Annotated in this window: 26 protein-coding genes; 15 read left to right on the forward strand and 11 right to left on the reverse strand. The window is 61.8% G+C overall.

The genetic code is table 11. The features are described 5' to 3' along the window. Window positions 1–132: 132 nt before the first annotated feature. On the reverse strand, window positions 133–657 hold the full coding sequence (locus IE166_RS10345; protein WP_189503567.1) for a DUF3597 domain-containing protein: 525 nt from the start codon (window positions 655–657) through the stop codon (window positions 133–135). A gap of 239 nt (window positions 658–896) precedes the next feature. On the opposite strand from IE166_RS10345, the gene IE166_RS10350 reads away from it, so the two are divergent. From IE166_RS10350 to IE166_RS10360, 3 genes are all read left to right on the forward strand, one after another. Beyond that, on the forward strand, window positions 897–1,538 hold the full coding sequence (locus IE166_RS10350) for a DUF47 domain-containing protein (protein ID WP_189503569.1): 642 nt from the start codon (window positions 897–899) through the stop codon (window positions 1,536–1,538). Window positions 1,539–1,541: 3 nt separating this feature from the next. Beyond that, window positions 1,542–2,546, forward strand: coding sequence for an inorganic phosphate transporter (locus tag IE166_RS10355; protein ID WP_189503571.1), 1,005 nt, complete (start codon window positions 1,542–1,544; stop codon window positions 2,544–2,546). A gap of 72 nt (window positions 2,547–2,618) precedes the next feature. Beyond that, window positions 2,619–3,080, forward strand: coding sequence for an NUDIX hydrolase (locus tag IE166_RS10360; RefSeq protein WP_308430522.1), 462 nt, complete (start codon window positions 2,619–2,621; stop codon window positions 3,078–3,080). On the opposite strand, the gene IE166_RS10365 is transcribed toward IE166_RS10360, so the two are convergent. Together IE166_RS10365 and IE166_RS10370 are read right to left on the reverse strand one after the other, a co-directional pair. Further along, entirely contained in the window at window positions 3,081–4,580 is a 1,500-nt protein-coding gene (locus IE166_RS10365; protein ID WP_189503575.1) for a sensor histidine kinase, read from the reverse strand. A gap of 78 nt (window positions 4,581–4,658) precedes the next feature. Then, on the reverse strand, window positions 4,659–6,086 hold the full coding sequence (locus IE166_RS10370; RefSeq protein ID WP_308430523.1) for a dihydrolipoyl dehydrogenase family protein: 1,428 nt from the start codon (window positions 6,084–6,086) through the stop codon (window positions 4,659–4,661). Between the two features lie 464 nt (window positions 6,087–6,550). On the opposite strand from IE166_RS10370, the gene rpmH reads away from it, so the two are divergent. Genes rpmH through yihA form a run of 5 tightly spaced genes read left to right on the forward strand, consistent with a single transcriptional unit; the run spans window position 6,551 to window position 10,319 of the window. Continuing rightward, the gene (rpmH, locus tag IE166_RS10375) at window positions 6,551–6,685 is read left to right on the forward strand and encodes a 50S ribosomal protein L34 (protein WP_189503577.1); all 135 of its coding nucleotides are present in this window, start codon (window positions 6,551–6,553) and stop codon (window positions 6,683–6,685) included. A 21-nt stretch (window positions 6,686–6,706) separates the two neighbouring features. Continuing rightward, window positions 6,707–7,141 carry a ribonuclease P protein component gene (rnpA, locus tag IE166_RS10380; RefSeq protein ID WP_189503579.1) on the forward strand — a complete coding sequence of 145 codons (435 nt, stop codon included), beginning with the start codon at window positions 6,707–6,709 and terminating at the stop codon, window positions 7,139–7,141. Then, on the forward strand, window positions 7,125–8,969 hold the full coding sequence (gene yidC / locus IE166_RS10385; RefSeq protein WP_189503580.1) for a membrane protein insertase YidC: 1,845 nt from the start codon (window positions 7,125–7,127) through the stop codon (window positions 8,967–8,969). The genes rnpA and yidC overlap by 17 nt, the downstream gene beginning before the upstream one ends. Window positions 8,970–9,024: 55 nt before the next feature. After that, entirely contained in the window at window positions 9,025–9,669 is a 645-nt protein-coding gene (locus IE166_RS10390; RefSeq protein WP_189503582.1) for a CatB-related O-acetyltransferase, read from the forward strand. Continuing rightward, entirely contained in the window at window positions 9,666–10,319 is a 654-nt protein-coding gene (gene yihA / locus IE166_RS10395) for a ribosome biogenesis GTP-binding protein YihA/YsxC (RefSeq protein ID WP_189503583.1), read from the forward strand. The genes IE166_RS10390 and yihA overlap by 4 nt, the downstream gene beginning before the upstream one ends. Before the next feature lie 15 nt (window positions 10,320–10,334). Here yihA and msrB read toward each other — a convergent pair whose 3' ends face one another. The 4 genes from msrB to IE166_RS10415 form a co-directional block, all read right to left on the reverse strand. Next, window positions 10,335–10,844: a peptide-methionine (R)-S-oxide reductase MsrB gene (msrB, locus tag IE166_RS10400; RefSeq protein ID WP_189503585.1), complete on the reverse strand. Its 510-nt coding sequence runs from the start codon at window positions 10,842–10,844 to the stop codon at window positions 10,335–10,337. Window positions 10,845–11,020: 176 nt separating this feature from the next. Beyond that, on the reverse strand, window positions 11,021–11,572 hold the full coding sequence (locus tag IE166_RS10405; protein WP_189503586.1) for a fasciclin domain-containing protein: 552 nt from the start codon (window positions 11,570–11,572) through the stop codon (window positions 11,021–11,023). Between the two features lie 92 nt (window positions 11,573–11,664). After that, window positions 11,665–12,387, reverse strand: a complete 723-nt coding sequence (locus IE166_RS10410; RefSeq protein ID WP_189503588.1) for an anti-sigma factor — start codon at window positions 12,385–12,387, stop codon at window positions 11,665–11,667. Next, a complete protein-coding gene (locus IE166_RS10415) occupies window positions 12,384–12,923 on the reverse strand; it encodes a sigma-70 family RNA polymerase sigma factor (RefSeq protein WP_189503590.1) in 540 nt (179 codons plus the stop codon). The genes IE166_RS10410 and IE166_RS10415 overlap by 4 nt, the downstream gene beginning before the upstream one ends. 154 nt (window positions 12,924–13,077) lie before the next feature. On the opposite strand from IE166_RS10415, the gene argB reads away from it, so the two are divergent. Next, a complete protein-coding gene (gene argB / locus IE166_RS10420) occupies window positions 13,078–13,968 on the forward strand; it encodes an acetylglutamate kinase (RefSeq protein ID WP_189505828.1) in 891 nt (296 codons plus the stop codon). Between the two features lie 10 nt (window positions 13,969–13,978). Continuing rightward, window positions 13,979–14,230, forward strand: coding sequence for a DUF2442 domain-containing protein (locus tag IE166_RS10425; RefSeq protein ID WP_189503592.1), 252 nt, complete (start codon window positions 13,979–13,981; stop codon window positions 14,228–14,230). Window positions 14,231–14,233: 3 nt separating this feature from the next. Here IE166_RS10425 and IE166_RS10430 read toward each other — a convergent pair whose 3' ends face one another. Further along, entirely contained in the window at window positions 14,234–15,139 is a 906-nt protein-coding gene (locus tag IE166_RS10430) for a DMT family transporter (protein ID WP_189503594.1), read from the reverse strand. A 113-nt stretch (window positions 15,140–15,252) separates the two neighbouring features. On the opposite strand from IE166_RS10430, the gene IE166_RS10435 reads away from it, so the two are divergent. Then, entirely contained in the window at window positions 15,253–15,960 is a 708-nt protein-coding gene (locus IE166_RS10435; protein ID WP_189503596.1) for a pyrimidine 5'-nucleotidase, read from the forward strand. Here IE166_RS10435 and IE166_RS10440 read toward each other — a convergent pair. Then, window positions 15,957–16,142 (reverse strand): hypothetical protein, encoded by a 186-nt coding sequence (locus IE166_RS10440; RefSeq protein WP_189503598.1) that lies wholly within the window; start codon window positions 16,140–16,142, stop codon window positions 15,957–15,959. The genes IE166_RS10435 and IE166_RS10440 overlap by 4 nt on opposite strands. A gap of 103 nt (window positions 16,143–16,245) precedes the next feature. Then, on the reverse strand, window positions 16,246–17,109 hold the full coding sequence (locus IE166_RS10445) for an LOG family protein (RefSeq protein ID WP_189503600.1): 864 nt from the start codon (window positions 17,107–17,109) through the stop codon (window positions 16,246–16,248). A 175-nt stretch (window positions 17,110–17,284) separates the two neighbouring features. Here IE166_RS10445 and dapD point away from each other — a divergent pair, with 175 nt between their 5' ends. The 4 genes from dapD (at window position 17,285) to IE166_RS10465 (ending at window position 20,359) form a co-directional block, all read left to right on the forward strand. Further along, complete coding sequence (gene dapD, locus IE166_RS10450; protein WP_189503602.1) at window positions 17,285–18,139, forward strand: 2,3,4,5-tetrahydropyridine-2,6-dicarboxylate N-succinyltransferase; 855 nt, start codon at window positions 17,285–17,287, stop codon at window positions 18,137–18,139. Beyond that, window positions 18,136–18,510 (forward strand): DUF805 domain-containing protein, encoded by a 375-nt coding sequence (locus tag IE166_RS10455; protein ID WP_189503604.1) that lies wholly within the window; start codon window positions 18,136–18,138, stop codon window positions 18,508–18,510. Before dapD ends, IE166_RS10455 begins: the two co-directional genes overlap by 4 nt. 65 nt (window positions 18,511–18,575) lie before the next feature. Further along, window positions 18,576–19,763, forward strand: a complete 1,188-nt coding sequence (gene dapE / locus IE166_RS10460; protein ID WP_189503606.1) for a succinyl-diaminopimelate desuccinylase — start codon at window positions 18,576–18,578, stop codon at window positions 19,761–19,763. Between the two features lie 2 nt (window positions 19,764–19,765). After that, window positions 19,766–20,359 carry a transporter gene (locus IE166_RS10465; protein WP_189503608.1) on the forward strand — a complete coding sequence of 198 codons (594 nt, stop codon included), beginning with the start codon at window positions 19,766–19,768 and terminating at the stop codon, window positions 20,357–20,359. On the opposite strand, the gene truA is transcribed toward IE166_RS10465, so the two are convergent. Continuing rightward, window positions 20,343–21,104, reverse strand: coding sequence for a tRNA pseudouridine(38-40) synthase TruA (gene truA / locus IE166_RS10470; RefSeq protein ID WP_189503610.1), 762 nt, complete (start codon window positions 21,102–21,104; stop codon window positions 20,343–20,345). The two genes, IE166_RS10465 and truA, sit on opposite strands and share 17 nt — an antisense overlap. Window positions 21,105–21,106 lie beyond the last annotated feature (2 nt).

Here is a 21,106-nt window from a genome sequence, read left to right on the forward strand (position 1 = left end):
GCACCCGCATGCCTGATCGGCTGGCGTTGTACCTGCCAGAGCTTGCGCCGGCACTTCTTCCCGCAAATCTTCATGCGAAAGGGCGCGACTTCAACGGCCGCGCCCTTTCCTAAGACTGTATAATGACGGGGATCAGTCCGTCAGTTCAGCCGGAACCTTGCCGCCATTGGCAGCGAGCTTCTTCATCAGCGCCTTGTGCAGCCAGATGTTCATCGTGGCGGAATCGTTGGTGTCGCCCGTGTAGTTCAGTTCCTTGGCGAGTTCTTTGCGGTTCGTCAGGCTGCTGTCGAGGTCGAGCGCCTTCATCATGTCGACAATCGAATGGCGCCAATCGAGCTTCTCGCCCTTCTTGGCAACAGCCGCTTCCAGGATAGCCGACACGTCGACTTCCGCCTGCTGCGATGCGCCACCGGCCTGCGGGGCTGCGGACGGTGCGGCGCTCGGAGCGGCAGTTGGTGCAGCGGCCGGCGTGCTCTGCGGAGCAGCGGTGCCGGCCGTTGGCGTCGCGGTTGCGCCAGTGCCTGCCGTCGGTGCGCTACCTGGTGCAGCCGGGGCAGCGGAAGGGGCTGCCGGCGCAGGCGCTGCGGCGGGCTTCGGTGCAGGAGCTGCATGGGCCGTGCCCCAGATTGCATTTTTGATCTTGTCGAAAACACTCATGGCGTTTCTCCTTCTTCTCAATTGTCCGATGCGGATCGGTCGGGGAGCTAACGCAACAAAGCTGAAAGGGTTCGTTGCAAAATGCATCCCCCTGTCCTTCTTTGTGGAAAGGAAAAATTTAGCCGGAAAATAACTTAGAGGCGTGTTCACGCTTGACGGCTCCCTCACATTGCAGACAACGACGGGGAGAACATGGGCCAGGCAGAGTACAGGCTGGCCGCCAAAGGGACTGAAAGCCGATGCTGAGCTGGTACAGACGCCTCCTTCCCCGGGAGGACCGCTTTTTCGATCTGTTTGCTGCGCATTCGCAGACCCTGATCCTTGGCGCCAAGTCGCTCGATGCCATGCTGTCAGGCGTCGATGTCGATCATCACTGCGCGGAAATCATGCGGCTCGAAGACGAAGCCGACGCGATCACCCGCGACGTGCTGGAAGCCACGCGCAAGAGCTTCATCACGCCGTTCGACCGCAACGACATCAAGGATCTCATCCAGTCCATGGATGATGCGATCGATACGATGCGCAAGACGGTGAAGACGGTGACGCTGTTTGAGCAGCGCTCCTTCGAGCCGCTGATGCAGGACATGGGCAAGACCATCGTGCGGGCCGCTGAACTGACCGCCGAAGCCATCCCTCTCCTCAACAATGTCAGCGCCAATGCGCAGCGCCTCAACGAGCTAGCCGAGCAGATTTTGGCGGCTGAGGGCGAGTCCGACGAGTTGCAGGATCGCGGCCTCAAGCTGCTTTACCAGACCCATGGCCGCACAGAGCCGATGCGCTTCTTTATCGGCAACGAGATCTATGCCGAGCTGGAAAAGGTGGCGGACCGGTTCGAAGACGTCGCCAACGAAATCAGCGGCATCGTGATCGAGAACGTCTAGCGCATGGACGCCACGCTTGCTTTTCCGCTGCTCGTCGGCTTGATCGGTGTCGCTCTCCTGTTCGACTTCCTGAACGGGCTGCACGACGCCGCCAATTCGATCGCGACCATCGTTTCCACTCGCGTGCTGCGGCCGCAATATGCGGTGTTCTGGGCTGCGACCTTCAACTTCATCGCGTTCTTGTTCTTCGGCCTGCATGTGGCGGAAACGCTGGGCACCGGCATCATCGACGCCAATACGATCGATGCGACCGTGGTGTTCGCCGCCCTCATGGGTGCGATCGTCTGGAACGTCGTCACTTGGCGGCTCGGCATTCCGTCGAGCAGTTCGCATGCGCTGATCGGCGGGTTGGTTGGAGCAGGCGTCGCCAAATCCGGCGGCGGCGCAATCGTCTGGTCGGGGCTGCTGAAAACCTCGGCCGCCATTGTTCTTTCGCCGGCGACCGGCTTCGTGCTTGCGCTGGTGCTTGTGCTGATCGTCGCCTGGGTGTTCGTGCGCAGCACCCCCTTTGCGGTCGATCGCACCTTCCGCATCATGCAGTTCATTTCCGCCTCGCTCTATTCGCTGGGCCATGGCGGCAATGATGCGCAGAAGACGATGGGGATCATCGCCGTGCTCTTGTATTCGCAAGGGCTGCTCGGAGACACGTTCTATGTGCCGCTCTGGGTGGTGTTGTCGTGCCAAAGCGTGCTGGCGCTGGGCACCCTGTTCGGTGGCTGGCGCATCGTTCATACGATGGGCTCCAAGATCACGCGTCTCAATCCCATGCAGGGTTTCTGCGCGGAAACCGGCGGCGCTATTACAATCTTTATGGCGACCTGGCTCGGCATTCCCGTATCCACCACCCACACGATCACAGGCGCGATCGTCGGCGTGGGGGCTGCACGCCGCGTTTCGGCCGTGCGGTGGGGCATCGCCGGCAACATCGTTGTTGCCTGGGTCATTACGATTCCCGTCACCGCGCTGATCGCCGCGATCTTTTACGCCGTCACCGCGTTCATCGTTTAACATCTGACCTTGCACATCATGGGCAAGATCGTGAGAAGGAGGTCCTTAGCCGGTTAAGATTCGATGGCGACTATGAAAGAGAAACGAGCCAAGGCGCTCGTCAAGAAGGGCAAGACGATCCGTCAGGTTGCCGTGCTCCCTTACCGGGAGCGCGAGAGCGGCCTCGAGATCCTGTTGCTGACATCGCGCGGAACCAAACGCTTCGTGATTCCAAAGGGCTGGCCGATGAAGGGCAAGGCGGATTGGGAAGCGGCAGCGGTCGAGGCCAAGCAGGAAGCTGGGCTCGTTGGCGAGGTCGATGTCGAACCGCGTGGAAGCTATGCCTATTGGAAGCGGCTGAAGACGATCTTCGTGCCGGTGACCGTTACGGTTTTCGGGCTGCGGGTGACCGAAGAACTTTCGCAATTTCGCGAACGGGGCCAGCGTGAACGCGCCTGGGTCAGCCCGCAACAGGCGCAGATGCTGGTCGACGAACCCCATCTCATCAGCCTGATTGCATCCTTCAAAGAGCAACTGAGCGGCAAGGCGGCCTAGTTAGCCGCTGTTGCGCATGGCCGCGCGCACATCGTCCAGCCGCACCGGCTGGTCGGGGATGCTGATCGCGAACACCGTGCGGCCGCCGACACTTTCCACCAGTTCGATCGTGCCGCCATGGGCGCGCGCAAGCTCCTGCGCGATGGCCAGGCCAAGACCCGTGCCGCCGCTGCGCGCCGATCCCCGGAAGGCAGCAAACAGGTTCTGGCGGGCTTTTTCCGGCAGGCCGGGCCCGGTATCGGAAACGGTGATGCGGCATACCGTTCCCATGCGCTCGGCCGAAACAGTCAGGCGCGAAACCACCGCCGAAGACGCATCTGCCGCCATAGCCTGCAGGGCGTTGCGGCAGAGATTATTGAGGATGCGGAACAGCTGATCGGCATCGGCATCGATCTCGAGCGCGGGATCAACCGCATTGATGAATTCGAGCGGACCGTCCGGCTCGATGCCCAAGAGTTCGCTGACATCTTCCACCAACTGATGCAGGCGAACCAGACGGCGGGTCGGTGGCGCTTCCTGGGCGCGGCCATAGGCCAGCACATCCTCGGAGTAGGACACGGCGCGGTCCAGCGTGCGCACGAGCTTGGGCGCGAAGGCTTGAACGGCCGGATCATGCACGGCGCGCAAACGGTCCGACATCAGCTGGGCCGAAGCCAGGATGTTGCGCATGTCGTGATTGATCTTCGACACGGCGAGGCCGAGATCAGCCAGATGCTTTTGTTCGCCAAGCTGTCGCTGAAGCTGGCTTTGCATTGCCGACAAACCGCGCTCGGCCGAACCCAGCTCGTCGTCGCGCGCCCGCGGCTGGATGATGCGGCCGGGATTGTCCGGCTGGTCGGCAAAGTCGCGCATGGAATTGCGCATGCGCCGGATCGGATGCACCATCATCTGCAAGATGGTGAAGAAGACGAGACCGGCGGTAAACACCGAGATCAGCAAGGACAAAAGCACGATGTTGCGAGCGTAGACCAGCATCGCTCGCCTCAGATCATTGTCGCGGATGATCAGCTCGAACTGCTTTTCGCTGTCACCGACATGGCCATAAACGCGCAAAACGCGGTCTCCGCCGAAGATCAGCGTATCGAAAGCGCGGCCAATTGCTGACACCGGACCGAGATTGTCGAGGTCGACATGCTCATCGACTTCCGGCGGCATGTCGGCTGCCAGCAGAAGCTGAGATTCTCCTTCCTCCCGCACGGCAATGGCGATGGCGCCGACGGAGCGAAGCACATCTTCCTGTGCCGCGTCTTCCAGCGGACCGGGATCGGCGCGCAGGAGAACGAGGCTGATGGCGGCGGCCGTGCTCAGCCTTTGTTCAAACCACTGCATACGGAAATTGGCGATGGTAGGCGGGAAGATCAGCACTTCCGCCGTCATCACGAACAGGATCGTCAGGATCAGAAGCTTGGTGGACAGCCGGCGCAGAAAAGGGATGCGCTCGGCGGCGGCAGCGGCGCCAGCAGCATCGGCCATCCCGGTGTTGGCGGCGATATCCGCCATCGAAGGTCCCTTTCAAGGCGCGGGCAACAAAGGCCTGCGGCGGATGCAAAACCGCTTCGCGCTCTTGCTGGACCTGCTCTAGCCGAACAGCCGCAATCCGCCAAGCAGGCCGCGAAGAACAGGCTTTCGCGTCATCTCCTGGAAATAGGTGACTGCCGCGCGTTTGCCAATTTCGCCTGTTGTCGGATAGGGCGCGACATAGTCGGTCATGTCGCGCAGGCTCAAGCCCTTCGACAAAGCGAGCGCCCAGACATGGATCAGCTCGGCGGCATTGCGGCCGACGATCGTCGCACCGAGGATCGCACCATTCTTGCCGGCGAGCACCTTGATGAAGCCATTCGTCTCATGCTCGATCTGGGCGCGGTCATTGTCCGCCATGTTCCAGCGCAGCACGCGATGCTCGATGCCCCTGCCCCGCGCTTCGCCTTCGTTCATGCCGACGGATGCGATTTCGGGATCGGTGTAGGTGACATGAGGCACGATCTCGTGGCGGACTTCAGCCGACAGCCGGAACAAGATCGGCCGCAGCACGAGGCCGCCATGATAGTTGGCGGCATGGGTGGAGTGTCCGCCCGCCACATCGCCGACGGCATAAACGCGAGAGTTGGTGACGCTGCGCAGGCCTTCATCCACCGTGATGCCATCCGGCGAGTAAGCGATGCCGGCCGCGTTCAAACCAAGCTCGCTGATGTTGGGAATGCGGCCGGCCGCAACGAGCAGGTGCGAGCCATCGAGAACCGAGGCCTTGCCGGCACTTTCCAGATGAAGCCGGATGCCCTCGTCGCCCTTTTCAACGCGCGTGACGGAGGTGTTCTGCCTGACATCGACCCCCTCGCTCTTCAAAGCCGAGACCACGGCATCGGCGACATCGAGGTCCTGCTTGTAGAGGATGCGACCGAGTTCCAGCAGCGTGACCTTCGACCCCAGCCGCTGGTAAGCCTGCGCCATTGCCACGCCAACCGATCCGCCGCCGAGAACAACGAGCTTTGCCGGCAGGTCTTTTCGCTCAAAGATCGTTTCGTTGGTGAGGAAGTCGACCTTGTCCAGACCCGGGATCGGCGGCACGCGCGGCGATGACCCGCTGGCCACCACGAAGCGCCGCGCTTTGATCGTGTAGCCGCCGGCCTCGATCACATCCTTGCCGAAGAAGCGCGCCGGCGCGTGGATGACCTGCGCGCCGGATTGAAGAAGGCGCTGTTCGGAATCGTTGGGCGCCAGCGTGTCGATCACGCCGCGGATATGCTTGTGCACGGCCCTGCAGTCGATCTCGGGTGCGGAAGTGCGAATGCCGAAACGGTTAGCCTGGCGAATATCGTGGACCTGTCGAGCGGCCGCGATCAGCGCCTTAGAAGGAACGCAGCCATAGTTCAGGCGATTGCCGCCCATTTTGTTCTGCTCGATCAGCACCACGGACACGCCATAAGCGCGCGCGGCGGCGGCCACGGTCAAACCGCCGGACCCCGCGCCGATGACGCAGAGATCAGGCTTCAACAGCTTCGACATCATTCCCCCTTCTTGCCTGCCAGCAGCCTGTTTCGGCAGATCAAGCATCGCAGCTTGCTGGCACGTCTTCACCGAGCTCCATCGAAGGCGCCCTGAACAAGCTAAATTCGTGACAAAGAAGCTGGTTCCGTCGGCTTGCCTCTCGCTCACATCGGGGTAAGTCGTGGGTCTGCCGTTCAATACCACCGTTTGCCGGATCAGCATCGATCCCGCGCGAGAAGCTGTTGCAAACCGGGCCGTCGCCCGCGCCGTAGGCACTGGATGGATTGACTTAACGGGAGGGCTTGCCTAGAAGGCGCGCAACGCTCGGGCTCCGCTCCGACGCATTTTCGTGCGCCGGTGTGTTTGCTTATTTTCAGATGCGGCTTGCCGCATTCATGAGAAACGCGTGTTCGTGGCGCCGGTAACATCCGGCATCCGTATCCATGATAGACCATAAGAAGGGCCGCACACCGCGGTATTAAACAATGAAGCGTACCTATCAGCCGTCCAAGCTCGTCCGTAAGCGTCGTCACGGTTTCCGCGCGCGCATGGCCACCAAGGGTGGTCGCGCCGTTGTTGCCGCTCGCCGCAATCGCGGTCGCGCGCGTCTCTCGGCTTAATCAGCGACGAGCAGGCGAACGATGTCCGGCAAAGGCCGGACCGGTGCTCCGGCTCCGGTTCGGCTCAAGAAGCGCGCCGAATTCCTGGCCGTGCGCCAGGGAGAAAAGCGCCGCGGGCCGTTTTTCCTGCTCGAAGTGCTGACTCATAGGGGTGATCAACCACCTAGGGTCGGCTTCACGGTGACCAAGAAGGTCGGCAATGCCGTGGTGCGTAACCGGGTCAAGCGCCGGTTGCGAGAAGCGGTGCGCGTCCATGCCGCGCATGACATGGCGCTCGGCACCGATTATGTGATCGTTGGACGGCAGGACTGTCTTGCCGCGCCGTTTGAAGACCTCGCTGGCGAGCTGTCGCGCCGAATTGCCAAGCCAGCCTCGCGTTCCACGCGCGATTATCCGCAAGCCGACAAACATCCGGGCGGAGCTAGGGTCAGGACCCCCCATGCAAACAAACCGTAATTTCTTCATCACGATCGCCCTTTCGGTGCTGATCCTGACGCTGTGGCAAGTGTTCTACATGAACCCGCGCATGGAAACGCAGCGCGAAGCCGCCCGCATCGAAGCGGAACAGCAGGCCGCGCAGCAGGGCCAACCGACCGCCGGCAACGCCGTGCCGCAGTCGGGCCCCGGCATCGGCGGTTCCGCGATGGCGCCGGCTGGCGGCGGCAATCCGGCCGTTCCGGGCACCGATGGCGCAACGCCGCAGTCGCGCGAACAGGCGCTCGCCGCCACGGCCCGCGTCCCGGTCGATACACCGCGCATCAGCGGCTCCATCAACCTGCGCGGCGCGCGCATCGACGACATCAAGCTCAAGGACTACCACCTCACGGTGGACGACAGTTCGCCGCTGATCGAGCTGCTGAGCCCGGCCGGTTTGCCGAACGGTTATTTCGTGGAACTCGGCTACAGCGCCACCCAAGGCACGGCTGCCGGCCCGCTTCCCGGTGCCGACACGGTCTGGCAGGTCGAAGGCGCCAACGCGACCCTGACTCCGTCCACGCCCGTCACGCTTGTTTACGACAACGGCCAGGGCCTCGTATTCCGCCGCACGATTTCGGTGGACGCCAGCTACATGTTCACCGTCAGCGACACGGTTGCCAACAATGGCGGCGCGCCGGTGAGCCTGGCGTCTTATGGCCGCGTCACACGCTTCGACAAGCCGCTGGTTGCCAGCACCTATGTGCTGCATGAAGGCCTGATCGGCGTGACCGGCGAAGAAGGTCTGCAGGAGCACAAGTACAAGGCTCTGGAAGACGACAAGCAGTTCGTGCCTGGCAAGTCCAACGATGGCTGGCTCGGCATCACTGACAAGTATTGGGCAACCGCCCTGGTGCCGTCGGCCAAGCAGCCGTTCCAGCCGCGTTATGCCTATTTCGACAGCGGTCGTCCGAGCTACCAGTCCGACTTCCTGAGTGACGCCGTCACGATCGCGCCGGGCCAGTCAGACACGCAGGAAACGCTGGTGTTTGCCGGCGCCAAGCAGGTCGAGACCATCAACGCCTACCAGACCGATCGCGAAATCCGACGCTTCGATCTCCTGATCGACTGGGGATGGTTCCACTTCATCACCAAGCCGATGTTCTGGCTCATCGACCACCTGTTCAAGCTGCTCGGCAATTTCGGTCTCGCCATTCTGGCGACCACCGTGATCGTCAAGGCCATCTTCTTCCCGCTCGCCAACAAGAGCTACAAGTCGATGGCAAACATGAAGAAGGTGCAGCCCAAGCTGCTTGAGATCCGCGAAAAGTACGCTGACGACAAGATGAAGCAGCAGCAGGCCATGATGCAGCTGTACAAGACCGAGAAGATTAACCCGCTGGCGGGCTGCTGGCCGGTGCTGATCCAGATCCCGGTCTTCTTCGCGCTCTACAAGGTGCTCTACATCACCATCGAAATGCGGCACGCGCCGTTCTTCGGCTGGATCCAGGATCTGGCTGCGCCCGATCCGACCTCGGTGTTCAACCTGTTCGGCCTGCTGCCGTTCGCCGTGCCTGCCTTCCTGATGATCGGCGTCTGGCCGTTGATCATGGGCATCACGATGTTCCTGCAGATGCGAATGAACCCGACGCCGCCGGATCCGACACAAGCGATGATCTTCAACTACATGCCGATCATCTTCACCTTTATGATGGCCGGTTTCCCTGCAGGTCTCGTGATCTACTGGGCGTGGAACAACACGCTTTCGGTAACCCAGCAAGCGATCATCATGAAGCGCCAGGGCGCCAAGATCGAGCTGTGGGACAATCTCGTCGGCTTGTTCAAGCGAAAGCCGAAACCGGCGGAATAAACATGCAAAAGGCCGGTTCCGACCGGCCTTTTCTTTTTGCACATGGAGACGCGCCATGACGGGTCCCAATCCCAATATCAAGCATCCGATGGCGCCAGCGCATCGTCGCGTCGGCTTCCTCAGGCCATTGCTCGAAGGCGCCGAGAACATCGAGGTCGGCGACTTCACCTATTACGACGATCCGAACGGCCCCGAGAATTTCCGCGAGCGCTGCGTCCTCTACCATTACCCGTTCGTCGGCGATCGGCTGGTGATCGGCCGCTTTTGCGCGCTGGCCGAGGGCGTCAGCTTCATCATGAACGGCGCAAACCATGCGATGTCTGGCTTCTCCACCTTTCCGTTCAACATCTTCGGCCATGGCTGGGAGGACGGTTTCGACCCCGCTACCTGGGCTGCGGAAAACCGGGGCGATACGATCGTAGGCCACGATGTGTGGATCGGCACGCAGGCAATGATTATGCCGGGCGTCATCATCGGCAGCGGTGCTATCATCGCCAGCCGTGCGGTTGTGGTTTCCGACGTTGCGCCCTACACGATCGTTGGCGGTAACCCTGCCAAGCCGATCCGGCGGCGTTTCAGCGATGCCGTCATCGAGCGGCTGCTTGCGATCGCCTGGTGGGACTGGCCCGTCGACAAGATCAGCCGCAACCTGGATGCAATACGGGGCGCCGACCTCGACCTTTTGGAGGCCGCAGAATGACCGAAACCGTCGCCACCCTCGAGCCCGGCCTGTTCAAGCGGCCTTGGGTGTTCATTCGCGGCGTGCCAGACATGAAGTTCCTGCCGCCGGAAGGCCCGCCGGAAGTGGCCTTTGCCGGCCGCTCCAATGTCGGCAAGTCCTCGCTGATCAACGCGCTGCTCGAGCAGAAGGGTTTGGCGCGCACGTCGAACACGCCCGGCCGCACGCAAGAACTCAACTATTTCGTGCCGGAGGGTTTTTCGGGCGAAGGTGGGGATCTGCCGCCGATCGCGCTAGTCGATATGCCGGGCTATGGCTTTGCGCAGGCGCCGAAGGAGCAGGTCGATCGCTGGACCAAGCTCGTGTTCGATTACCTCAAAGGCCGCGTGACGCTGAAACGCGTTTACCTGCTGATCGACGGTCGCCACGGCATCATGAAGCGCGACGAAGAAGTCATGGCGTTGTTGGACAAAGCCGCCGTGTCCTATCAGGTCGTGCTGACCAAAGCCGACAAGCTGAAGACGCCGGGCGTCGGGCGTCTGCTCGGGGAAACAAGCGAGAAGATCAAGAAGCGCCCTGCTGCCTTCCCTGAAGTCCTCGCGACCTCATCGGAAAAAGGCGAAGGGATCGACGACGTCCGCGCTGCAATCTTGACGGCAGCGCGTAGCTAAGCCTGGCGTCAGCCTTCAGGCCGCGATCGGCTTGAAGGTCATGGCCACGCCATTGATGCAATGGCGCTTGCCGGTGGGCATAGGCCCATCGTCGAAGATATGGCCGAGATGCCCGCCGCAGCGGGAACAATGGCATTCGGTGCGCAGCATCAGGAAGGAGCGATCCTCGCTGGTGCCCACCGCATTCGGCACCGCTTCCCAGAAGCTCGGCCAGCCCGTGCCAGAATCGAACTTCTTGTCCGAGGCATAAACAGCCTGATCGCAGCCGGCGCAAAAGAACATGCCCTTGCGGTGCTCTTCGTTGAGCGGGCTGGTGAAGGCGCGCTCGGTGTCTTCCTTACGAAGAACGGCAAACTGCTGCTTCGTCAGCTGCGAGCGCCATTCATCCTCGGTCTTGCTGACCGGAAAGCCCGATCGGGGCTCTTCGGCATTTGCCGCACCGACAAAGCGCGAAAACAAGAATGACCCGGTTGCGGCCAGAACAGCGAAGGCTGCCGTTCCCGTCAGGAAATCGCGTCGTGGCATGAAGACCTCCAAAGGAAGCATCGCTGGAATGAAGACTTGGGGCGGCCTGCGCCCTTCCCTCATGTGGGAATGACGCCCTGAAACACAAAGGCCCTGCAAGACCAGAAATGGCCTGCAGGGCAAGTGGCGCGCGGCGAGCTTACGGAAGAACCGCGCGCATGAGAGACCTCGAAAGCTTACATCTTCGGCAGAAGAACGTGATCGATCACGTGGATCACGCCGTTGGACTGCTTGACGTCGGCAATGGTGACCACGGCAACGCGGCCGTTCTCGTCCGTCAGCGTCAGCTTCTTGCCGTCCATCTTGGCCTTCAGCACGCAGCCGCCGACCGTCTTCACGTCATGCTCGCCGCCATCGTCGGCGATCATCTTGCCGATAGCAGACGACATCGCATCAGCGGCAACAACGTGGCAGGTCAGAACCTTGGTGAGCTTTTCCTTGTTTTCCGGCTTCATCAGAGTGTCGACCGTACCGGCCGGCAGCATCTCGAAAGCGGCATTGGTCGGTGCGAAGACCGTGAACGGGCCCTTGCCGGAAAGCGTATCGACCAGGCCGGCTGCCTTCACGGCCGCAACGAGCGTGGTGTGGTCCTTGGAGTTGACCGCATTCTCGACGATGTTCTTTTCAGCGTACATCGGAGCGCCACCAACCATAGGATTGTCTTGCGCGAATGCAGCGCCGGTAAATAGAACCGCAGCCGTCATCAAAGAAGCAGTGATCTTACGCATCTCTTAGTCTCCTCTCGCTTTCCCATTATTGGGTAAGGTACAGGGAAATACGAGACTGTTTCTGCGAGAGTTTCACAGACGCAAATTTATTTCTAAATTTGCGTCAAACCACCAGCTGCAACAACCGGTCCGGTGGGCTGGCCGGTCGGCGAACCACCGGAAGGCTCAAGGCTGATCGCGAATACGTCACCCTTTTCCATCGCATCGGCGATCGGTGTCGGCAGCGTGATGCGTGCGCTTTCACCGACCGGCACGAGACCGGCGGATTTCGGCGCATTGGTTCCCTTGATCACCCAAAGCTGAAAGGTCTGGCCGCTTGCCGGGGCACCCGACAGATGCGACAGCCCCACTTCGCCGGTCTGGCCGTCGAACATCACGAGATACTGGACGTCACTGCCATCGGCAGCCAACGAAGCCACAAGCTGCTCACGGTTTTCCGGCGCGGGCGGATTAAGGAACGGCAGTGCGGCGAATGCGACCAGGGCCGCCAGCGAACCGATCGCCAATGTGCGCCAGACAGCTAAGCTGTTCCAGAAGCCGGAACGCTCACCGGGAGCCGCCTGCGCGGCCGAGGAAAACAGCAGCCGGTCGATCCGCGCCTTAACGCTGGCCGGAGGTGTCACTTCCGCAAATTCCGCAGCCATCGGCCAGAATCGGGTTTCCCACCAGTCGACCAGCCGGGCGAAATCACGGCTTTCTTCCACACGGCGCCCGACGGCGGCGCGTTCCTCAGCCGTCTGGAGTCCAAGAACATATTCGGCGGCGAGCACGTCGTCGCCCTCCGGTTCCCGCTCCATCTCGCCTGCGCCGTTCATCGTTCCAGACACTCTCTCAACTTCATCAGGCTGCGCCGCAGCCAGGTTCGCATCGTATTCAGCGGCACATTATGGCGCGCTGCCAGATCGAGATAGCTGTCGCCGTCGAGATAAGCCCCCCGCACGGCCGCCGAACGATCTGCTTCCAGTTCATCGAGACAGACATAGATCTGCTCGCGTTGGCCACCGGCCACGACAATCGCTTCCGGCGTCGGGCTCGGGTCAGCAACGTCGAGCGCCGCATCGATATCGGTCGTTTTCTGCTTGCGGCCCCTGACCCGGTCCACCGCATGATTGCGTGCCACCGCAACCAGCCACGAAATCGGGCTGAGGTCGGAAACAGCAAAGCGATCCGCCTTGGTCCAGATCTTCACGAAAACTTCCTGAAGCGCTTCTTCCGCTTCTGCACGATCACCTAAGACACGCAAACAAACGCCGAAAAGTTTCGCGGATGTATTGCGATAAAGAAGATCGAACGCCTCCCGATCTTTCATCGAGGTCCGTACAATGAGCTTGGTGATGTCTTGCGGCGTCATCCGCCAAGGTCCTGAAGGCGCATCCCGCTTTTATAGAGCTACCAAGCTGTTTGGCAACGCCGCCAGGCCAAGGAGCTTCATAACAATTACCTTACGGTTTGATCGCCTGCGGTTTCACGGCTAGAAGCCGCTCCAACCGGACGCGAAACAGAGCATCACGATGGATAATAATCCCGAAGAACAGGCCCGTCTTCTTTCCGCTGCCCTGCCCTACATGCAGCGCTACGAGAACAAGACCGTCGTGGTGAAATATGGCGGTCACGCCATGGGTAATGCCGCCCTCGGACAGGCCTTTGCGCGCGACATCGCGCTGCTGAAGCAATCGGGCGTCAACCCGATCGTGGTGCATGGCGGCGGCCCGCAGATCGGCTCCATGCTGACGCGGCTCGGCATCAAGTCGGAGTTTCGCGGCGGTCTGCGCGTGACTGACAAGGAAACGGTTGAAGTGGTCGAGATGGTTCTGGCCGGCTCGATCAACAAGGAAATCGTCGCCCTCATCAACAAGGAAGGCGAGTGGGCGATCGGCCTGTCCGGCAAGGACGGCAACATGGTGTTCGCCGAAAAAGCCGAAAAGACCTACCGCAACCCCGAAACCGGCGAAACCGAGCTGCTCGATCTTGGCTTCGTCGGCGAACCCGTGGAAGTGGACCGCACCCTGCTCGATCTGCTTGCCCGCTCCGAGATGATCCCGGTGATCGCACCGGTGGCGCCGGGGCGCGACGGCAACACCTACAACATCAACGCCGACACCTTCGCTGGCGCCATCGCCGGCGCCCTGCAGGCCAAGCGCCTCCTGTTCCTGACCGACGTGCCGGGCGTCCTCGATGCCGACAAGAACCTGATCCCGGAACTGACGGTCGCGGAAGCGCTGCGCCTGATCGAAGACGGCACCATTTCCGGCGGCATGATCCCGAAAGTCGAAACCTGCATCGACGCCATCAAGCGCGGCGTTCAAGGCGTCGTCATCCTCAACGGCAAGACCCCGCATTCGGTGCTGCTGGAGCTGTTCACGGAACACGGTGCCGGCACGCTGATCGTGCCGTGAGATCATGCAGATGGTGAGAGCAACTGAGGTTCGGTTCGATGAGGACAGCTTCTGGGTGTCCTTGTCCGACGGACGCGTGATCGGCGTTCCTCTTGCCTGGTTTCCGCGCCTGCTCAAGGCCACGCCGGCGCAGCGTGAGGGCGTGACGCTCAGCACCCGCGGGCTGCACTGGGAGGACCTCGACGAGGACATTCTCGTTGAAGGCCTATTGGAAGGCCGAGGCGATCGCACGCGTCCGCGCAGTGGCGAACATGCGGCCTGAGCTTTAGCCCATCAACACCAGCACCAGAATCCCCGCGACGATCAGCAGGCAACCGGCGACTTCGAGGCGGTTGACCTTTTCTCGGAAGAAGAAGACGGCCGAGGCGAAGGTGAAGATCATCTCCACCTGCGCCAGCGCCTTGACCACGGCGGCCTGCTGCAGGGTCATGGCCGCGAACCAGCCGAAGGACGCCGTGGCCCCGGTCGCGCCGACGAACAGGCCTGGCTTCCAGCCCTTGCGCATGCGGTGGAAATCGCTGCGGTCCACGAAGATCATCCAGGCCGCCATGACGATCGTTTGCATGGTGAGCGTGAAGGCCAGCGTAACGGCTGCCTGCATGATGAAGTTCGGCCCGCCCAGCGCCAAGGACGCTGCGCGATAGCCGACCGCAGAAACGCCGAAGGCCGTGCCGGAGGCGAGGCCAATCAGTGCGGTTCGCTGGAATACCGAGGTGACGAGCGAGCGCGGATTGACCGGGGTATGCGCGACCGAAATCAGCATCACCCCCACTACGCAGATCGCGATCGCGGCGAGGACGCCGGCGCTGATCGTTTCGGACAGGAACAGCAGGCCAAAGAGGGCGGCTTGTGCCGGCTCGGTGCGCGAATAAGCCGTGCCCACCGCAAAATTGCGGAAGGAAAAGAGGTGAATCAGCAGGAATTGCGCGAGGATCTGGCTCAAGCCGGCAAGAACAGACCACAGGATGAAGCTGCGGTTGAGATGGGGGAAGCTCATATCCATGCCCCAATGCAGGACGGACACGAATACCAGCGCAAAGGGCAGACCGAAGGCGAAGCGCACGAAGGTCGCGCCGAGCGTCCCCATCGTTGCCTTGAGATGCTTCTGGCCGACCGAGCGCAGATTTTGCAGAAAGGCCGAAACGAGCGTGATGGGGATCCAAAGTTCCATTGATCACCCGTAGTCCCGTGCTGGCACGATCGGCAAGGCGCTTCGGAAAACAAGATCTTGGGCCCGCGAAGATGCGGCTTTCAGGACGTGCGGGCTTAGGGTAGACCTCCATCATGTCCACACAGCCCGACGCCGCCCGCTTCGCCCATATCCGTGACTGGGTGTTCGATCTCGACAACACACTTTACCCGCATCACTCGAACCTGTTTGCGCAGGTCGACGTGAACATGACGGCCTATGTGCAGGCGCTACTCAGCCTGCCGCATGACGAAGCGCGCAAGCTGCAGAAGGATCTTTACCGCGACTACGGCACCACGCTGGCCGGGCTGATGGCGCGCTACAAAATCGATCCCGACGACTTTCTCACCAAGGCGCATGACATCGATTATTCCGGTCTGGTTCCTGACCCCGATCTCGGTGCCGCGATCAAGGCGTTGCCCGGCCGCAAGTTCATCTTCACCAATGGCGATCGCGGCCATGCCGAGCGCACCGCGACCCAGCTCGGCATTCTCGAGCATTTCGAGGATATTTTCGACATCGTGGCCGCCGAACTGACGCCAAAGCCCGACCGCAAGCCCTACGACGCCTTCGTGGCGCTGCATAAGATCGTCGGCAGCAACGCAGCGATGTTCGAGGATATTGCGCGTAACCTGACCGTACCGAAGGCGCTCGGCATGACCACGGTGCTGATCGTGCCCAACAATTTCGAGCCGACCTTCTCGGAAGTCTGGGAGCGCGATCCCGATCATTCCGACGCCGTGGACTTCGTGACGGACGATCTCGGCGCCTTTCTGCGAAGCCTGGCGCCGACCTTCAGCTAGCGCCGCTTAAGCTGCGTTGAGGCCCGCTTTACGGCCTGGGCCAACGCTTCTCGCGTTTGCGGATGCATGTCGCGGCTGCGCAGCGCACCCGGCGCGGCGTTGACGTTGTTGTTCGAGCATGACGTATCAGCCTGCTGCTGACGGATGATCAACCCGCTGTCCGGGTTCGTTCTCTGTGACATAAAACAGCTCCTTCCCACGCATCAACGCGCGGGACAAAAGCCTCGTTCCGGTGAACAAAACCTTGCCGGCAGGCGAAGAAACGCCCGGCCGGCTTAGGAATCCTTATTCCGCCGCTTGGTTTTCCTCGTTCAGCTTGTAAAAATCGCTGATCACGGCCCAGGCTTCGGGCGCGGTATCCACGAAGGTCAGCAACTCGCCATCGTTGGGCGAGATCGTGCCCTGTTCGGCGAGATAGTCGATGTTGACGGCGTTCTTCCAGAACTCCTTGCCGAACAGGATCACCGGAACGCGCTCCATGCGTCCGGTCTGGATCAGCGTCAGCGTTTCGAACAACTCGTCCATCGTGCCGAAGCCGCCGGGGAATACGGCAACCGCCTTGGCTCGCATGATGAAATGCATCTTGCGAACCGCGAAATAATGAAAGTTGAAGCAAAGCTCGGGCGTGACATAAAGGTTCGGCGCCTGTTCGTGCGGCAACACGATGTTGAGGCCGATCGAGGGCGCGCCGACATCGGCCGCACCGCGATTGCCCGCTTCCATGACACCCGGCCCGCCGCCGGTCACCACGACATATTCGGTGTGGTTGTAGCTTGCCGAATGCTGCGAGCAGAGCCGCGCGAACTCGCGCGCTTCCTCGTAGTACTTGGCGTTTTCGAGCAGGTTCTTCTTTTGCGTCTCGTTCTTGGCCGCCCAAGCGTCGCCGCCGGGTTCCGGGATTCGCGCGCCGCCGAACAGGATAACTGTCGAGCAGATGCCCCGTTCGGCCAGGATCATCTCCGGCTTCAGCAGTTCCAGCTGCAAACGAACGGAGCGCAGCTCGCGCTTGGTAAGGAAGTCCTGATCGTTCCAGGCAAGGCGGAAGCTCGGCGCACGCGTTTGCGGCGTGTCCGGCGTGGACTTCATCCGCTGCAAATCTTCGTCCGAATGGGCAAGCGCGGTCCAACCCGCATTCTCTTTGGGCGTCATCGTTTTGTGTCAGCCTTTGCTGCGGTCACGCTGGATGACCGCTTGTTCTGGATAGCGGCGCCGGAGAAGCGCGCGCGTGATTGACCCTTCTTGTGCCTTGCCATAGGTTCCGCCCGCTTTTCCTGCAGAACCAACGCCAGCGCCTTTACGTAGCTGGTGTAACGGAGTTGACGCCATGACGAAAGCCGACTTGTCGGGTCTAGAAACCACGATCGAACAGGCTTTCGATGCCCGCGACAGCGTCAATGTGGAAACCCGCGGCGCCGTTCGCGAGGCCGTCAACGAAGCGCTCGACCTACTTGATCGCGGCGAAGCCCGCGTTGCAGAGCGCGGCGAGGACGGCACATGGACGGTCAACCAGTGGCTCAAGAAAGCCGTGCTGCTGTCATTCCGCCTGAACCCGATGGAGATCATCAAGGGCGGACCGGGCGAAGCCGTGTGGTGGGACAAGGTGCCGTCCAAGTTCGAGGGCTGGAGTTCGAACGAGTTCGAGAAGGCCGGATTGCGCGCCGTGCCGGGCGCCATCGTGCGCCGCTCCGCCTTTATCGCGCCGAACGCGATCCTGATGCCGTCCTTCGTCAATCTCGGCGCTTATGTCGGCGAAGGCACGATGGTGGATGCCTGGGCCACCGTCGGCTCCTGCGCCCAGATTGGCAAGCACGTGCATCTTTCGGGCGGCGTCGGCATCGGCGGCGTGCTGGAGCCGATGCAGGCCGGCCCCACCATCATCGAGGACAACTGCTTCATCGGCGCGCGTTCGGAAGTGGTGGAAGGCTGCATCATCCGCGAAGGCGCGGTGCTCGGCATGGGCGTGTTCATCGGCAAGTCCACCAAGATCGTGGATCGCGAAACCGGCGCGATCACCTATGGCGAGGTGCCGCCTTATTCGGTGGTTGTCGCAGGCGCTCTGCCCGGCAAGCCTATGGGCAATGGTGAGCCAGGCCCAAGCCTTTACTGCGCCGTGATCGTCAAGCGCGTGGATGAAAAGACCCGCTCGAAGACCTCGATCAACGAGCTGCTGCGGGCATGATGGGCAACGACGCCTCGATCCTCTGGCTGTTTTTCGGCTTCAAGGGTCGCATCAGCCGCATGGCCTTTCTTCTCGGCGGTTTGGCGATGGTGGTGGTCACGATGTTCGTGCTCTACCGCGTCAACATCGCCGAACAATTGGCGCGAGGCCTGGATTTCTGGACAACCATCCTAGCCGTCGTGGTTTTCGTGTCGCTTTGGTGCCAGGCAGCGCTAGCCGCCAAGCGCCTGCACGACATGGATCAGCCCGGGCTTTGGGCCGTCAGCATGTTCGTGCCGATCCTCAACTTCTTTGCCTTCCTCGCTTTGTGCTTCCTGAAAGGCACGCCCGGCGCAAACCGCTTCGGCCCGGCCCCTAATCTTCCGGGCTGACACGCTCATCTTTCAAACAGGCAACCTCTTGCGGGTCGGCGGGCTCGCGCCTATTCCATCGGCTCATGACGCTTCCAACTGATCCCGCCGCCAATCTCGCAACCCTGATCCGCTGTCCTTCGGTCACGCCGGCCGAAGGCGGAGCGCTGAGCGCCCTTCAAGCCATGCTCGCCCCGATGGGCTTTGGCGTGGAACGGCCGATCTTTTCAGAAGCCGGCACGCCGGATGTCGAGAACCTGTATGCCCGCCTGTCCGGCAATGGCCCGCATCTGATGTTTGCCGGGCATACCGACGTCGTGCCGGTGGGCGACGAAGCCGACTGGACTCACCCGCCCTTTGCTGCCGAAATCGCCAATGGCGAAATGTTTGGTCGTGGCGCCGTCGATATGAAAGGCGGCATCGCCTGCTTCGTGGCAGCGCTTGCCCGCCATATTGAGCAGCATGGCGCACCCAAGGGGTCGGTGTCGCTGCTGATTACAGGCGACGAGGAAGGCCCGTCCATCAACGGATCGGGCAAGCTGCTCGAATGGGCGGCCGCCAAGGGTGAGACCTGGGACGCGGCTGTGGTTGGCGAGCCAACCAATCCGAACGCGCTCGGCGACATGATCAAGATCGGCCGGCGCGGATCGATCTCCGGCACCATCACCGTGCATGGCCGCCAGGGACATGCCGCCTATCCGCACCTAGCCGACAATCCCGTGCGCGCGCTCGTGACGCTGTGCGACGCCCTGCTCGATCCGGCGTTTGACGAAGGCACGACCGATTTCCAGGCGACCAATCTGGAAATCACCACGGTCGATGTCGGCAATCGCGCCACCAACGTCATTCCGGCACGCGCCACCGCATCCTTCAATATCCGCTTCAACGACACCTGGACGGCAGAGACCCTGCAGGCCGAAGTGCATAACCGGCTCGACCGCGCGGCCGAAGATCTGCGGCTGCGTCCGCATGCGCAGGAGCCTGCTTCCTTCGATCTCATCTGGACGGAACGCCCGAGCCACGTCTTCCTCACCCGCGACGAAAAGCTGATTGCAGCTTTGTCCGGTTCGATCGAGGCCGTAACCGGCGCCAAGCCCGCGCTGTCCACCTCTGGCGGCACGTCCGACGCCCGCTTCATCAAGGATTACTGCCCGGTCGTCGAGTTCGGCCTGGTCGGCAAGACCATGCATATGGTGGACGAACGCGTGGCGCTGTCGGACCTCGAAGGCCTGACCAAGATCTACGAACGCTTCTTGGCTGACTGGTTCGCCTGATCATGCTGAGCAGCGAGGCGATCAAGCATTCGATTGCCGCTGCCTGGGCCGTAATGCTGGGCCGCAAGGATGCGATTGCGCGTCTTGATCTGTCTGCCGACGGTTTCTGGGATTCGTTCTGGGCGATCCCGCTTGCCATGCCGCCGCTGCTTCTGGCCTGGCTCACCAGTACGACCTATCTGATCGATGGCGGCAATGACCAGAGCAAGCTGTCCATCATCCTGCGGCTGGCTTTCGTCGATCTCGCCAACTGGCTCGTGCCGTTGATCCTGCTGGCGTTGATTGCGCGCCGCATCGGCATCTCCAAGCGCTTTGCGCCCTATGTGGTCGCCAGCAACTGGGGCACGCTGATCATGATGTGGTTCGGCCTGCCCATCATGCTGATGTCGCTGTTTTCGCCGGATGCCAGCAACTTCGCCGATGTGCTCGGCTTCGTGCTGTTTCTGGCCTCACTGCTGTTTTCCTGGCGCATCACGCAGGCCGCGCTCAACACGGATCTCGGCACCACGATCGGCGTTTTCCTGGCGATGACGTTTGTGTCGATCCTGATCGTGATCCTGCTGCAGCCGATGCTCGGCCTTACGCTTCCGGCGTGATGTCGTAGTCGACGCCGGTCAGGAACAGGCCGTCGGATGGCGCCATCGCGCCGCATCGCTTGCGGTCGCAGGCTTCCAGCGCGCCCTGAACCATGTCGGCCGTCCAGGCGCCCTCGCCGACGCGTTTCAGCGTGCCGACCATCGACCGCACCTGATTGTGCAGGAAGGCGCGCGCGGACACGATGAAGTCGATCGCTTCGCCTGACCGGACCACATCCAGCCGATCCAGCGTGCGGATGGGGTTCTTCGCCTGGCAATGCACGGAGCGGAAGGTCGTGAAATCGTGCTGGCCGATCAAGCGCCGTGCGGCCTCCGCCATTTCTTCCGCATCAAGCCTGCGCGGCACTAACCATGCTTGACCAAGGTCGAGCGCGAGCGGCGCACGGCGATTGATGATGCGATAGCGGTAATGACGGCCCGTTGCGGAAAAGCGGGCGTTGAAGCTTTCTTCCACTTCCGCCACGCTCAGGATCGCGATGCGATGCCCGGCCATGCGCAGATGCGCATTGATGGCGCCCATCACGGTGCGCGCGGGCCATGGCTCGCTGAGATCGACATGCGCGACCTGTCCCGTTGCATGCACGCCGGCATCGGTGCGGCCGGCGCCTTGAATACGCACCTCTTCGCCGGAATAGGCATGGATCGCATCCTGGATCGCGCCCTGGATGCTCGGCAGGCCTTCCTGCATCTGCCAGCCGGCAAAGCCGCTGCCGTCATATTCGATGTCGAGACGGTAGCGCGGCATTG

This window comes from Tianweitania populi, from assembly GCF_014652875.1.
In the GTDB taxonomy this organism is placed as follows: domain Bacteria; phylum Pseudomonadota; class Alphaproteobacteria; order Rhizobiales; family Rhizobiaceae; genus Tianweitania; species Tianweitania populi.

Bases quoted from the DNA above. Each gene is read 5' to 3' on its own strand.
- dapE (WP_189503606.1), top strand. From the start codon at position 18,576: ATGACGCTTCCAACTGATCCCGCCGCCAATCTCGCAACCCTGATCCGC.
- IE166_RS10390 (WP_189503582.1), top strand. From the start codon at position 9,025: ATGACGGGTCCCAATCCCAATATCAAGCATCCGATGGCGCCAGCGCAT.
- IE166_RS10430 (WP_189503594.1), bottom strand. From the start codon at position 15,139: ATGGAACTTTGGATCCCCATCACGCTCGTTTCGGCCTTTCTGCAAAAT.
- IE166_RS10355 (WP_189503571.1), top strand. From the start codon at position 1,542: ATGGACGCCACGCTTGCTTTTCCGCTGCTCGTCGGCTTGATCGGTGTC.
- dapD (WP_189503602.1), top strand. From the start codon at position 17,285: ATGACGAAAGCCGACTTGTCGGGTCTAGAAACCACGATCGAACAGGCT.
- IE166_RS10405 (WP_189503586.1), bottom strand. From the start codon at position 11,572: ATGCGTAAGATCACTGCTTCTTTGATGACGGCTGCGGTTCTATTTACC.
- IE166_RS10445 (WP_189503600.1), bottom strand. From the start codon at position 17,109: ATGACGCCCAAAGAGAATGCGGGTTGGACCGCGCTTGCCCATTCGGAC.
- IE166_RS10425 (WP_189503592.1), top strand. From the start codon at position 13,979: ATGGTGAGAGCAACTGAGGTTCGGTTCGATGAGGACAGCTTCTGGGTG.
- rpmH (WP_189503577.1), top strand. From the start codon at position 6,551: ATGAAGCGTACCTATCAGCCGTCCAAGCTCGTCCGTAAGCGTCGTCAC.
- IE166_RS10440 (WP_189503598.1), bottom strand. From the start codon at position 16,142: ATGTCACAGAGAACGAACCCGGACAGCGGGTTGATCATCCGTCAGCAG.
- IE166_RS10410 (WP_189503588.1), bottom strand. From the start codon at position 12,387: ATGAACGGCGCAGGCGAGATGGAGCGGGAACCGGAGGGCGACGACGTG.
- rnpA (WP_189503579.1), top strand. From the start codon at position 6,707: ATGTCCGGCAAAGGCCGGACCGGTGCTCCGGCTCCGGTTCGGCTCAAG.
- IE166_RS10455 (WP_189503604.1), top strand. From the start codon at position 18,136: ATGATGGGCAACGACGCCTCGATCCTCTGGCTGTTTTTCGGCTTCAAG.
- IE166_RS10435 (WP_189503596.1), top strand. From the start codon at position 15,253: ATGTCCACACAGCCCGACGCCGCCCGCTTCGCCCATATCCGTGACTGG.
- msrB (WP_189503585.1), bottom strand. From the start codon at position 10,844: ATGCCACGACGCGATTTCCTGACGGGAACGGCAGCCTTCGCTGTTCTG.
- truA (WP_189503610.1), bottom strand. From the start codon at position 21,104: ATGCCGCGCTACCGTCTCGACATCGAATATGACGGCAGCGGCTTTGCC.
- IE166_RS10465 (WP_189503608.1), top strand. From the start codon at position 19,766: ATGCTGAGCAGCGAGGCGATCAAGCATTCGATTGCCGCTGCCTGGGCC.
- IE166_RS10365 (WP_189503575.1), bottom strand. From the start codon at position 4,580: ATGGCGGATATCGCCGCCAACACCGGGATGGCCGATGCTGCTGGCGCC.
- yihA (WP_189503583.1), top strand. From the start codon at position 9,666: ATGACCGAAACCGTCGCCACCCTCGAGCCCGGCCTGTTCAAGCGGCCT.
- IE166_RS10370 (WP_308430523.1), bottom strand. From the start codon at position 6,086: ATGATGTCGAAGCTGTTGAAGCCTGATCTCTGCGTCATCGGCGCGGGG.
- yidC (WP_189503580.1), top strand. From the start codon at position 7,125: ATGCAAACAAACCGTAATTTCTTCATCACGATCGCCCTTTCGGTGCTG.
- IE166_RS10350 (WP_189503569.1), top strand. From the start codon at position 897: ATGCTGAGCTGGTACAGACGCCTCCTTCCCCGGGAGGACCGCTTTTTC.
- IE166_RS10360 (WP_308430522.1), top strand. From the start codon at position 2,619: ATGAAAGAGAAACGAGCCAAGGCGCTCGTCAAGAAGGGCAAGACGATC.
- IE166_RS10345 (WP_189503567.1), bottom strand. From the start codon at position 657: ATGAGTGTTTTCGACAAGATCAAAAATGCAATCTGGGGCACGGCCCAT.
- IE166_RS10415 (WP_189503590.1), bottom strand. From the start codon at position 12,923: ATGACGCCGCAAGACATCACCAAGCTCATTGTACGGACCTCGATGAAA.